Source organism: Caballeronia sordidicola (genome assembly GCF_000729995.1).
Classification (GTDB): domain Bacteria; phylum Pseudomonadota; class Gammaproteobacteria; order Burkholderiales; family Burkholderiaceae; genus Caballeronia; species Caballeronia sordidicola_A.
On record NZ_JNFG01000045.1, the window covers coordinates 39,962 to 51,950 of the forward strand.

Annotated in this window: 11 protein-coding genes; 9 read left to right on the plus strand and 2 right to left on the minus strand. The window is 60.2% G+C overall.

Annotated elements, in window-relative coordinates:
* Positions 1-404: 404 nt before the first annotated feature.
* The 4 genes from oxc to FH08_RS0130740 all read left to right on the plus strand — a co-directional run bounded on the left by oxc (position 405) and on the right by FH08_RS0130740 (position 5,569).
* Entirely contained in the window at positions 405-2,159 is a 1,755-nt protein-coding gene (gene oxc / locus FH08_RS0130725; RefSeq protein WP_031362034.1) for an oxalyl-CoA decarboxylase, read from the plus strand.
* Positions 2,160-2,270: 111 nt separating this feature from the next.
* Positions 2,271-3,521, plus strand: coding sequence for a formyl-CoA transferase (gene frc / locus FH08_RS0130730; RefSeq protein ID WP_031362035.1), 1,251 nt, complete (start codon positions 2,271-2,273; stop codon positions 3,519-3,521).
* An 88-nt stretch (positions 3,522-3,609) separates the two neighbouring features.
* Complete coding sequence (locus tag FH08_RS0130735; RefSeq protein ID WP_031362036.1) at positions 3,610-4,065, plus strand: PAS domain S-box protein; 456 nt, start codon at positions 3,610-3,612, stop codon at positions 4,063-4,065.
* A gap of 52 nt (positions 4,066-4,117) precedes the next feature.
* Positions 4,118-5,569, plus strand: coding sequence for an aldehyde dehydrogenase family protein (locus FH08_RS0130740; RefSeq protein WP_031362037.1), 1,452 nt, complete (start codon positions 4,118-4,120; stop codon positions 5,567-5,569).
* A gap of 98 nt (positions 5,570-5,667) precedes the next feature.
* Here the strand turns inward: FH08_RS0130740 and FH08_RS0130745 are convergent, their stop codons facing one another.
* Both FH08_RS0130745 and FH08_RS0130750 read right to left on the minus strand, forming a co-directional pair.
* The gene (locus FH08_RS0130745; protein WP_031362038.1) at positions 5,668-6,018 is read right to left on the minus strand and encodes a hypothetical protein; all 351 of its coding nucleotides are present in this window, start codon (positions 6,016-6,018) and stop codon (positions 5,668-5,670) included.
* Positions 6,019-6,156: 138 nt separating this feature from the next.
* Positions 6,157-7,077, minus strand: coding sequence for a LysR family transcriptional regulator (locus tag FH08_RS0130750; RefSeq protein WP_031362039.1), 921 nt, complete (start codon positions 7,075-7,077; stop codon positions 6,157-6,159).
* A 377-nt stretch (positions 7,078-7,454) separates the two neighbouring features.
* On the opposite strand from FH08_RS0130750, the gene oxlT reads away from it, so the two are divergent.
* The 5 genes from oxlT to FH08_RS0130775 form a co-directional block, all read left to right on the plus strand.
* Positions 7,455-8,807, plus strand: a complete 1,353-nt coding sequence (gene oxlT / locus FH08_RS0130755; protein WP_031362040.1) for an oxalate/formate MFS antiporter — start codon at positions 7,455-7,457, stop codon at positions 8,805-8,807.
* Positions 8,804-9,781: a LysR family transcriptional regulator gene (locus tag FH08_RS0130760; protein WP_051888669.1), complete on the plus strand. Its 978-nt coding sequence runs from the start codon at positions 8,804-8,806 to the stop codon at positions 9,779-9,781. Before oxlT ends, FH08_RS0130760 begins: the two co-directional genes overlap by 4 nt.
* A gap of 135 nt (positions 9,782-9,916) precedes the next feature.
* The gene (locus FH08_RS0130765) at positions 9,917-10,945 is read left to right on the plus strand and encodes a 2-dehydropantoate 2-reductase (RefSeq protein WP_051888670.1); all 1,029 of its coding nucleotides are present in this window, start codon (positions 9,917-9,919) and stop codon (positions 10,943-10,945) included.
* 114 nt (positions 10,946-11,059) lie between these two features.
* Positions 11,060-11,281 (plus strand): hypothetical protein, encoded by a 222-nt coding sequence (locus FH08_RS48705; protein ID WP_035567489.1) that lies wholly within the window; start codon positions 11,060-11,062, stop codon positions 11,279-11,281.
* Between the two features lie 64 nt (positions 11,282-11,345).
* Positions 11,346-11,989, plus strand: a 644-nt coding sequence (locus tag FH08_RS0130775) for an FCD domain-containing protein (protein WP_031362044.1), incomplete at its 3' end; no start/stop codon positions are given.

The following is an 11,989-nucleotide window of genomic DNA, read 5'->3' on the forward strand; positions in this document are numbered from 1 at the left end:
CCGTAATCAGGTTCCCGGCGTTCCCGCAGCGGACAGCCGCGCCGCGCGTCTTGCGAACGGCAGACCGCGGCATCGATCCGACCTGGATCGTCGAAACAACCGCAGATATCCGCCTTTAAGTGCTGGTATACCCGCCCCTCGTGCGAGTAACAAACACCTGCGCCGCACCTCCTCAACGCAAGCCCCGTTCGCCTCAAATTCCGACCGCGAAATCTCCGGCATCGCTTAAACGCCCTCATCGCATCGCAGCAAAAAAAAACGGCAAACCTGCCGTAGCGCTAGCGTTTTCAACCCAATCGCACTGCATCACTCCTGCGTCGTCAAACAAATCCGCTTGACTAATACTGTGTGTGGAATATTGTATATCACAAACCAAACAACGCCAGCCAAGGAGGAGAGACGTTATGGCAGAAGTACTGAACGACCCGCAGACCGCCACTGCAGCCGAGACAGCGAAGCAGGAAACACCGGCGACGACCGACGGTTTCCATCTGGTTATCGATGCCCTGAAACTGAACGACCTCAACACGATCTTCGGGTTGGTCGGTATTCCCATTACCGACCTGGCGCGCCTGGCGCAGGCCGAAGGCATGCGTTTCATCGGTTTTCGCCATGAACAGCACGCGGGCAATGCGGCGGCCATCGCCGGCTACATGACGCAAAAGCCGGGCATCTGCATGACCGTGTCGGCACCGGGTTTCCTGAACGGCCTGACAGCACTGGCCAACGCGACCACCAATTGCTTCCCCATGATCCTGATCAGCGGATCCAGCGAGCGTGAGATCGTCGACTTGCAGCAGGGCGATTACGAGGAAATGGATCAGCTCAACGCCGCCAAGCCGTACGCGAAGGCCGCATACCGCGTCCTGCACGCGGAAGACATTGGCATCGGCATTGCGCGCGCAATTCGTGCAGCCGTGTCGGGCCGTCCCGGTGGCGTCTATTTGGACTTGCCGGCGAAACTGCTGTCCCAGACCATCGATGCCGTGAAGGGCAAGCAGTCCCTCGTACGCGTGGTCGACGCAGCGCCGCGCCAGCTTCCGGCGCCTGACTCGGTCAAGCGTGCGCTCGACGTGCTGAAGGGCGCGAAGCGTCCGCTGATCCTTCTCGGCAAGGGCGCGGCTTACGCCCAGGCCGACGCACAGATTCGCGCGCTTGTGGAAAAGAGCGGCATCCCTTATCTGCCGATGTCGATGGCCAAGGGATTGCTGCCCGATACGCACGAGCAATCGGCATCGGCCGCGCGTTCGTTCGTGCTGCAGGAAGCCGACGTCGTGCTGCTGATCGGCGCACGCCTGAACTGGCTGTTGTCGCACGGCAAGGGCAAGACGTGGGGCGCGGTACCGAAGCAATTCATCCAAATCGACATCTCGCCGACGGAAATCGACAGCAATGTGGCGATCGCCGCGCCGGTGATCGGCGATATCGGCTCGTGCGTGTCGGCCTTGCTCGGCGGTATCGATGCCAGCTTCCCGAAGCCGAGCACCGAATGGACTGGTGCAATCTCCGAGCGCAAGAACAAGAACCTCGAAAAGATGGCCGCGACGCTCGCCAAGAATCCGTCGCCGATGAATTTCCACAGCGCGCTGCGTGCGATCCGCGACGTGTTGAAGACGCGCCCGGACATCAACGTCGTCAACGAAGGCGCGAACACCCTCGACTACGCCCGCAGCATCATCGACATGTATGAGCCGCGCAAGCGTTTCGACTCGGGTACGTGGGGAATCATGGGTATCGGCATGGGCTTCGCGATTGGCGCGGCGGTGACGAGCGGCAAGCCGGTCGTCGCCATTGAAGGCGATAGCGCGTTCGGTTTCAGCGGCATGGAACTCGAGACCATCTGCCGCTACGACCTGCCGGTCTGCACCATCGTGTTCAACAACAACGGCGTGTATCGCGGCACGGATGTGAACCCGACCGGCGGCAAGGACGTTGCCCCGACCGTGTTCGTCAAGAACGCGCGCTACGACAAGATGATTGAAGCGTTCGGTGGCATCGGCCGCCACGCGACGACGCCGGAAGAGTTGACGCAGGCACTGCAGGAAGCCATTGCGTCCGGCAAGCCGACCCTCATCAATGCGGTTATCGATGAAGCCGCCGGCACCGAGAGCGGCCGCCTGACCAATCTGAATCCGCAAAGCACGGCGATGAAAAAGTAATCCGCTTGGAAGTTACCGCCGGCATTGGCGGTTTCGCCAAAACGCACCGCCGATGCCGCCGCAAGAACATGAGTAACCCACCTTTAGCCAGTGAGTCAGGAGACAGGAACCATGAGCAAGCCACTTGAGGGAATCAAGATTATCGACTTCACGCACGTGCAGGCAGGCCCGGCCTGCACGCAGTTGCTAGCGTGGTTCGGCGCCGACGTGATTAAGGTTGAACGCCCGGGTTCGGGCGATGTCACCCGCACGCAATTGCGCGATATCCCGGACGTCGATGCGCTGTATTTCACGATGCTCAACAGCAACAAGAAGTCCCTCACGCTCGACACCAAGAAGCCCGAAGGCAAGGCGGTCCTGGAGAAGCTTATTAAGGAATCCGATGTGATGGTGGAAAACTTCGGTCCGGGCGCGCTCGACCGGATGGGTTTCCCATGGCATACCATCAAGGAACTGAATCCGAAGATGATCCTGGCGTCGGTGAAGGGCTTCAGCGACGGCCACCATTACGACGACCTGAAGGTCTACGAAAACGTCGCGCAATGCGCGGGTGGTGCGGCATCGACCACCGGTTTCTGGGACGGTCCGCCGACCATCAGCGCAGCGGCGCTGGGCGACAGCAACACTGGTATGCACCTCGCTATCGGCATCCTGACGGCGCTGATCGGACGCGACAAGACGGGCAAGGGACAGAAGGTCGCGGTATCGATGCAGGACAGCGTGCTCAACCTGTGCCGCGTGAAGCTGCGCGATCAGCAACGCCTGGACCGGCTCGGTTACCTGGAGGAATATCCGCAATACCCGCATGGTGAATTCAGCGATGTCGTTCCGCGCGGCGGCAATGCCGGCGGCGGCGGTCAGCCGGGCTGGGTGCTGAAATGCAAGGGCTGGGAAACCGATCCGAACTCGTACATTTACTTCACGATCCAGGGTCACGCGTGGGCGCCGATTTGCCGCGCGATCGGCAAACCCGAATGGATCGAAGATTCGAACTACAACACGGCGAGTGCGCGTCAGCCGCACATCTTCGACATCTTCAAGACGATTGAAGAATGGCTCGCCGATAAAACCAAGTTCGAGGCGGTGGATATCCTGCGCAAGTTCGATATTCCATGCGCGCCCGTGCTGACGATGAAAGAACTGGCCAACGATCCTTCGTTGCGTGAAAGCGGCACGATTGCCGAAGTCCCGCACAAGGAGCGCGGTACATATCTGACGGTGGGCAGCCCGATCAAGTTCTCGGACATGAAGCCGGAGATCACGGCATCGCCGTTGCTGGGCGAGCATACGGACGAAGTGCTCGAGAGCCTGGGTTACAGCAGCGCGGAAATTGCAAACCTGCATCAGCAACAAGCCGTTTAAACGCGAGAAGCTCAGCGCCGTGGATTGCCTTGACGGACCCACGGCGTGGACAGAATCGCTACCTGAAAAGACCAAGGCCATTTCAATCATGAATAGCGCCGTGCATGCAAAACCCCCAATCGATTTCGAACAACTGGTCGACGTGATCGGCGACGCGGTTGTCATCTCAGACGCCAGTGGCGCCATCACCTTATGGAACCCCGCTGCCGAGCGCATGTTCGGGTTCACGCCTGAAGAAGCGCTGGGCAATTCTCTGGACCTCATCATTCCCGAACGCTTGCGAGGACGTCACTGGAGCGGCTACGAAAAAACCATGGCGACCGGTGAGACCCGTTACGGACACGATGTTTTGCGCGTGCCCGCTGTGCACAAGGACGGCCGGTCTCTATCGATTGCATTCACGGTCGCGCTGCTGCAGGCAGAGGGACCGGAAAAGAAAGTGACCGGCATCGTGGCCGTCATACGCGATGAAACCAGCCGCTTCACGGAAGAGCGAAACCTGCGCAAGCGCCTGGCTGAACTCGAAGCAAAATCCGGCGCGTGATCCGAATACAGGGACTGCGCGGGGGACCGCACTACGGTAAAAGGAGACAACAATGACCGCCCAAGCGGACGTGAAACGTTACGAGCTGCTGATTGGTGGCGAAGCAGTGGCGCCCGGTGGAGGCGCGTATTCCAGCATCATCGATCCATCGACCGAGACGCCGATAGCGAGCGTTGCCCAGGGCACGGCGGCTGATGTCGACCGCGCCGTGCAAGCGGCGCGCGCCGCGTTGAAACCGTGGAACGCGATCAGGGCATCCGAGCGCGGCCGGATCCTGATGCGCTTTGCAGAATTGATGCGTACGCATCAGGATGAAATTGCTGCGGTAGAAAGTCTCGACGCCGGCAAGCCGATCTCCGGCGTCCGGCGACAGGATGTCCCGGCTGCCATCGACACCCTCGCGTATTACGCGGGCTGGTGCGACAAGATCAATGGGCAAGTGGTGCCCACGCGCCCGGACGCGCTGACCTACACCGTGCGCGAACCGGTCGGCGTAGTCGCGGCTATCGTGCCGTGGAATTTCCCGTTGATGATCGGCATGTGGAAGATCGCGCCCGCGCTTGCCTGCGGCTGCACGCTGGTCGTCAAGCCCGCGGAGCTGACGCCGTTATCGGCGTTGATGCTCGGCCGTCTCGCGCTGGAAGCAGGCGTGCCGCCGGGCGTACTCAATATTGTGACCGGCAAGGGCTCGGTGGTCGGCGACGCGCTCGTGGCGCATCCGGGTGTGGACAAGGTTACGTTCACCGGTTCGCCATCTGTTGGCCGGGGAATCTTGCAGGGCGCGGCGGTCAACTTCAAGCGAGTCACGCTCGAGCTGGGCGGCAAGTCCGCCAACGTCATTTTCGCCGATGCCAATCTCGATCAGGCCGCTCGCGCGGCTGCGTCGGGGATCTTTTTCAACGCGGGGCAGGTGTGTTCGGCGGGCTCGCGGGTGCTGGTCCAGCGAGCTGTATATGACGAGGTCGTCGACCGTCTGGCGCAGCGTGCGAAGTCGATCACGCTGGGGGACCCATCGCAGAAAGACACCTCCATGGGACCACTCATTTCCGCGAAGCAGATGCAGACGGTGCTCGATTACGTGGACATCGGGAAGAACGAAGGGGCGTCGGTTGTATCGGGTGGGAAGCGATGGGGCGAGCGGGGCTATTTTGTCGAGCCCACGGTGTTTGCCAACGTCGAGCACGAGATGCGCATCTCGCAAGAAGAGATCTTCGGCCCGGTGGTCAGCGTGATTCCCTTCGACGATGAAGCGGATGCCGTGCGCATTGCCAACGGGACGCTCTATAGCCTCGCGGCGGGCGTGTGGAGCGCAGATATAGGCCGGGTGCACAGGATGGCCTCAGCGCTCAGGGCCGGCACGGTGTGGGTGAATACGTACGGATATACGGACGTCCGGTTGCCGTGGGGAGGCTCAGGTGATTCGGGCTTTGGCCGCGAGCACGGGGACGTGGCTATCGAGAACTTTACGGAGCCTAAGAGCGTGTGGGTGTCGCTGACGCAATGAGGTGGACGCAATGAAAAGAGGGGCGGGTTGATTAACCCGCCCCTCTTTGAAAGCTGAGTACCTGAGGCATGACCTTGGGCACTCAGCAGCATCAAGCATCAAGCAGCTTTAGCCTGAGGACTGTCGCAGTCCGGGCGCCACATCCGTGCGCCGCGCGTATCGTCGGCCCGGGCGATGGTTGTAGCGCGGCACGCCTCGTAATACGCGTTTTTCCTGTCGACGATGGCCTCGCACAGGAACTCCGCGCTGTAAGCCTTGAGCAGGTGGGGGCAATGCAATTCGATGTACTGCGCAATGCGCGCCTGATCGCTGGGTGCGTGCGCCAGCGACTGAAGTGTTTCGACGTCCCAGCGGAACATCAGGTCAAGTTCTTCGAAGGCGCTGTTGTAGGCGCAAAGCTGCGACTGAAGTTCGCGCGCATCGGCGATCGTGGCTTGTGAACGGTTCATGGTCGTCTCCTCATCCTAAGTTAGCCATGAATGACAGCGTGCGTTTGCTGCGTGGCTTAACTGCAGGATAGAAAGAACCATCCATATACGATAGTCACTTGTTTTTTGCCTAACTATTAAAGATACCTAATAGATGGTTTACCCGATATGCGTGATGGCCGAGATTTGCGCCGCCCCTTCGTCGATGAGGAATTGCTTGAACGCCATCGCCACTGCCGGAAGCCGCTTGTTATGACGATGCACGAGGTACCAGTTGAGCATCACGGGAAAACCCGCTATGTCGAGCACGGCCAGTCGTCCGATCTGCAACTCCATGCTGACCGTGTGCGCCGACAAAAAACTGATCCCCATGCCCGCGATGACCGCCTGCTTGATGGTCTCCGTGCTGGTGATTTCCATGGCGATGTTCAGCGGCTTGAGTCTTCCCGCGAAACCTTCTTCCATCGAATTCCAGGTGTCGGAACCGCGCTCCCTGACGATAAACGGCTCCTCGACAAGCGACTCCAGCGCAATGTTCTTCTTGCCCACCAGCGGATGATCCGGGGGCGCCACGATCACGTAAGGGTGCGGGGCAAACGACACGTTCTCGGTGTCCATGTCCTTCGGCGGGCGAACCATGATCGCGAGGTCGGTGAGGTTGTCGGTGAGCTGGTGCAGCAGTTCTTCGCGATTGTGGACGGCGAGCTTCAGCTTGACGTCGGGATTGCGTTTAGTGAATTCGGCCAGCAGGCGCGGAAAGAAATAGTCCCCGGCGCTGATCACGGCCACGTTCAGCGTGCCTCCGGAAATACCCTTGAGCCGGGCCATGGCGTCGTCGGCTTCGCGGAACTGTTCGAGGATCGCGCGGCTGTGGTGGAGCATTTCCTGACCGGCAGATGTCAGGTAGATCCTCTTGCCGAGCTGCTCGAAAAGCGGCAGACCCGCGTGCTCCTCGAGCTGCTTGACCTGCGTGGAGACGGCCGGCTGGGTGAGGTAGAGCTCTTCGGCGGCGCGCGAGAAGCTGAGCCGCCGTGCGACGGTTTCGAATATTTTCAGTTGCCTGAGCGTCGCATTACGCATCATGACGGATCTCCACCTATAAACGATCCTGAATTTATACAATAAATTTTTCTAACTTTCCCTAATCGTTTTTCTGCCGCAGGATGCTTTCAACGTGCGGTAGTTTCGTAAGGTGCACGCGGGGAAAGGGCAGAGGCAGGGTCAACCCCTACAAACATCAGAACACTGGGAATCGCTTAAAAATGATTCTTCTTTTCACCGCTTTTACCTTTACGGCCCGCAGGAAGGGCGTGGCCGTATCCGGCGCCGCAACGCCACGAACATGTTTCCTGACCGACCAAGACCCCTCTCACACCGGTGATCAAGACACGGTGTGCCGCAGTCGATTACGTACTTGAATACGCGCCGCACGAGCGCTGTAAATAACGGAGACAGACATGGCAAACGCAGCGACGGCACCGGCCGCTGGTCAGCCCAAAATGGGGTGGCACAACAATCGGTGGGCACAGCTCGCCATCGGCATCATCTGCATGGGCTTGGTCGCCAATCTGCAGTACGCGTGGACTTTGTTCGTTGTCCCGATGGATGCGAAACATCACTGGGGCCAGGCGGCGATTCAAACCGCGTTCACCATTTTCATTGTCACGGAAACCTGGCTGGTGCCGCTGGAAGGCTGGCTCGTCGATAAATTCGGCCCGCGGCCGGTCGTGATCGGCGGCTCGATCTGTGCGGCGCTGGGCTGGATCATCGATGCAAACGCGACCAGCCTGATTCATCTCTACATTGCGGCCGTGATTGCCGGCGTGGGCGCGGGTTGCGTGTACGGCACCTGCGTGGGCACGGCGCTCAAGTGGTTCCCGGATAAGCGCGGCCTGGCTGCCGGTTTGACGGCGGCAGGTTTCGGCGCAGGCGCGGCGGTCACGGTCATCCCCATCTCGAACATGATCCAGCGCTCGGGTTACGAACACACCTTCGTATTCTTCGGCATCTTCCAGGGCGTCTGCATCCTGTTGCTCGGCATGCTGCTGGTCCGTCCGAGACCGCCCGCTCATGCAGTCCCGGCCAAGCGCGTGGTGGCATCGAAGATCGACTACACGACGGGCCAGATGGTGCGCTCGCCGCTCTTCTGGGTGCTGTACATGATGTTCGTGTTCGTCGCCGCGGGCGGCGTGATCGCGACCGCACAACTCGGCCCGATCGCCAAGGAATATGGCTTTGCCAAGATGCCGGTCAACCTGCTCGGCGTGACCTTGCCGCTCCTGACCATGGCGCTATCGATCGACAACCTGTGCAACGGCTTCACGCGTCCGCTATGCGGCTGGATCTCCGACAAGATCGGCCGCGAGAACACCATGTTCTTCATCTTCATCGGCGAAGGCGTGGCGTTGCTTGGCCTCATGGAGTTCGGCCACAACCCGTATCTGTTCATGTTTTTCGCGGCCATCACGTTCCTGTGCTGGGGCGAAATCTTCTCGATCTTCCCCGCCACATGCGCCGATACCTTCGGCAGCAAATACGCTGCCGCCAACGCCGGAACGTTGTATACGGCGAAGGGCACCGCATCGATGCTGGTGCCGCTTGCCTCGGTGCTGTCGGCCATCGGCTCATGGGACGCGGTGTTTATCGCAACAGCCACCGTCTCGATTGCCGCCGGCTTATGCGCCAAGTTCGTGCTCGCGCCGATGAGAAAGCGCTGGATCGATAACACGGTCGCCGAGTCGAGGCGGCTCGATGCCGCCATGTTTCAGACCGCCTGGACAGAAGCCCCACGCAACTCGTCGGCGCAATGAACCGTAGCAAGACCGATGCAGTGCAGGGGTTGAAGACGTCCGGCGTGTCGCTGCAGCAGTTGCGCCTGTTCGTGATCGTGGCGCAGCACCGGAGTTTCACGCAGGCGGGTAACGCGCTCGGCGTCACGCAGTCGGCGGCGAGCCGCAGCATCAGGGAACTGGAAGACCTGCTTGAACTGAGGCTGTTCGACCGCACGACGCGCCAGGTCGCGCTCACCGATACCGGCCGCGCGCTGCTTCCACGCATTGCGTTACTGGTCGATGAACTCGAAGCGGCGCTGCGGTTCGGGCAGCAGGTTTCTACGGTCGAAAGCGGCATGGTGTCGATAGCCAGCAGTTCCAGCCTGGTCGCTTCGGTGCTCCCGGCACTGCTCTCATCGTGCCGGGCGAGCTACCCCAATATCGCGTTGACGTTGGACGATGCGCCACAGGGCAGGGTGCTTGAACTCGTGCGCGCCGGTGATGCCGATATGGGCGTGCTCGCCGGACCACTAGACGTTAGTGATCCTGACGACCTCTGCGATTTGTCGATGAAAACGCTGTTCTCCGATCATGTCTGCGCGATCGTTCCCGCGCGGCATGCGCTGGCATCGCACGCGACGGTGCGATGGCGCGACCTGAGCGGCGCGAACCTGTTCCTGCTCGACGACGGCGCCGGCAGTTTCGATGTCATCGCGCGTGCGCTCGATGAACACGGTGCATCGAACGTGAGACTCCAGCTATTGACCCAGGCTGCGAGCGTCGAGCACATGGTCGCGGCTGGATTGGGCTTTGGCATCCAGCCGATGCACGCAGGCGCAGCTTCGGCGCAAGCGCTGGTTCAACCGGTGCCGCTATGGCCGCCTGTGATGCGAACCGTTGCGCTCGTGAAGCGCAAGAGCCGCACGTTGCCGGTGCAGGCAGCGCGTATCTGGACGCACGTCATTTCGTCCTATGATGAGGAACATAAGCCGTTGCAAACCGCTGACGCCTGACCCCAATCCACTGAGTATTCGAAGCGCGGCTCCCTAAAAAAGAGTCGCGCTTTTTTCTTGCGCTTTCTTCGTTGTTATCCAATACTGAATCTAATATGTTGTATATCAGAAGAGAGAATGGTCCAGGAGACGACAATGAAAATTTGCATTTACGGTGCCGGCGCGATCGGCGGTTACATGGGTGCGCAACTGGCCCGGGCTGGAGCGGATGTCAGTTTCGTCGCACGGGGGCCGCATCTGGCTGCCATGCAGGCGAACGGCGTGCGCTTGCAGATCGACGGTGAGGAACACACCGTCAAAGTCCGCTGCACGAACAATCCCGCGGAACTCGGGCCGCAGGATTATGTGGTGATTGCGCTCAAGGCGCATTCGGTGCCTGGCGTGGTGGACCTGATGCAACCGTTGCTGGGACCGGATACCGCCGTGGTCACGGCGGTGAACGGCCTGCCTTATTGGTATTTCCATGAGCACGGCGGCGCGTTGGCCGGTACTACGCTGGAGAGCGTCGATCCGGGCGGCCGCCAATGGCAGGTGCTTGGGCCCGAGCGGGCGATAGGCTGCGTGCTGATTCCCGCTGCTGAAATTGCGGAACCCGGCGTGATCCGTCATGTGTATGGCAAGAAATTTCCCATCGGCGAGCCGAGCGGGCTGGTTACGCCACGCCTGCAGGCGTTCCACGACATCATGAGCGCCGCCGACATGGAAGCGCCGATGCGCGACAACATCCGCGACGAGATCTGGCTGAAGCTGTGGGGCAACCTCTGTTTCAACCCCATCAGCGCGCTGACGGGCGCCACGCTCGATGTCCTTACCGCCGATCCTGCCGTGCGCACGCTGTCACGCCGGATGATGGAGGAGGCGCAGGGCATCGCTGAGCAACTGGGCGTCCATTTCCGTGTCGATGTGGAAAAACGCATCAACGGCGCGGCCGCGGTCGGCGCTCACAAGACGTCGATGCTGATGGATTGCGAAGCGCGCCGGCCGATGGAGATCGATCCGATTGTGACCGTCGTGCAGGAAATCGGCCGGAAACTGGGCGTCGACACGCCGATGATCGATACCGTCCTCGCACTGATCAAGTTGCGGGAAGGCGTCAACCAGGGAACGGCCAAGCCCGGTATCAAAACGATTGAATCTTTCACAGGTTCGCAAAAAGCCGCTTAAACTGCGAACACGGAAGGGCTGTTGTTTCTGATATATCACATACGAAATATGTTGCGTCGCGTTGCGACGCAACATATACTGAAGGCTCTTGGAGTAAACCACTAGGAGCCGGAAATGAGCATCGCTTTATTAGTCGTGATCGGAATTGCCTTGGTAGCGGGCGGTGTGGGTGTGACGTTTGCACTGGCATCGGCGGTGCCGCAAGACGTGTTGCAGCGCGCGCAGGACAATGGTCGGTACGCCGGATTGACGGCAGATGACCAGGGCGGCGGCACGGGTACACGGGCGACGACGGGCGCGCGGAATCTGGGACATCAAACCATCAATGCCATCTGATACTGAAGTTGCTGCAACCCCGGCTAGTCTTCTTGAGCCGCGGGCGGAAGGTAAGCCTGTTGGCGTGACGCTTTCGCTGGCGCCGATCAACGCGACGGTTTCGTTGCGGGACCAGGCGTATGCACGGCTGCGCCAGGCCATTTCCGAGGCGGATATTTATCGTTCGCGCGAAGAGATCCGGCTGGATGAGAAGGATTTGACTGAGGCGCTGGGCGTGAGTCGCACACCGATTCGCGAAGCCATGACGTTGCTCGAGCAGGAAGGGTTTCTGCGGACGGTGCCGCGTCGTGGGATTTATATCGTGCGCAAGACGAAGCACGAGATTGTCGAGATGATCAATATGTGGGCCGCGCTGGAAAGTATGGCGGCGAGGCTTGCGACGCAGCGTGCGACGGATGGGGAGATTGCATCGTTACGGCACATGTTCGACCATTTTCAGAATCAGGCGCCGGCGGAGCATATTGAAGAGTATTCGGAGGCGAATATTGCCTTTCACCAAGCGATTGTGCAGTTGAGCAAGTCGCAGATCATCTTCGATACGATCAAGAATATCTTCGTGCACGTGCGCGCGATCAGGAAGATGACGATTTCGCAAAGCGACCGGGCGGCAAGGTCGATTGAGGATCATATGAGGATTATTGAGGCGCTTGAAGCGCGTGATACCGAATTGGTCGAGAGGCTCGTGCGGCAGCATTCGCTGGATCTGGC

What these genes read in the sequence shown, in the direction of transcription:
- FH08_RS0130740 (WP_031362037.1), top strand. Translation starts at nt 4,118, where the DNA reads ATGACCGCCCAAGCGGACGTGAAACGTTACGAGCTGCTGATTGGTGGC.
- FH08_RS48705 (WP_035567489.1), top strand. Translation starts at nt 11,060, where the DNA reads ATGAGCATCGCTTTATTAGTCGTGATCGGAATTGCCTTGGTAGCGGGC.
- FH08_RS0130765 (WP_051888670.1), top strand. Translation starts at nt 9,917, where the DNA reads ATGAAAATTTGCATTTACGGTGCCGGCGCGATCGGCGGTTACATGGGT.
- FH08_RS0130745 (WP_031362038.1), bottom strand. Translation starts at nt 6,018, where the DNA reads ATGAACCGTTCACAAGCCACGATCGCCGATGCGCGCGAACTTCAGTCG.
- FH08_RS0130735 (WP_031362036.1), top strand. Translation starts at nt 3,610, where the DNA reads ATGAATAGCGCCGTGCATGCAAAACCCCCAATCGATTTCGAACAACTG.
- oxc (WP_031362034.1), top strand. Translation starts at nt 405, where the DNA reads ATGGCAGAAGTACTGAACGACCCGCAGACCGCCACTGCAGCCGAGACA.
- frc (WP_031362035.1), top strand. Translation starts at nt 2,271, where the DNA reads ATGAGCAAGCCACTTGAGGGAATCAAGATTATCGACTTCACGCACGTG.
- FH08_RS0130760 (WP_051888669.1), top strand. Translation starts at nt 8,804, where the DNA reads ATGAACCGTAGCAAGACCGATGCAGTGCAGGGGTTGAAGACGTCCGGC.
- FH08_RS0130750 (WP_031362039.1), bottom strand. Translation starts at nt 7,077, where the DNA reads ATGCGTAATGCGACGCTCAGGCAACTGAAAATATTCGAAACCGTCGCA.
- oxlT (WP_031362040.1), top strand. Translation starts at nt 7,455, where the DNA reads ATGGCAAACGCAGCGACGGCACCGGCCGCTGGTCAGCCCAAAATGGGG.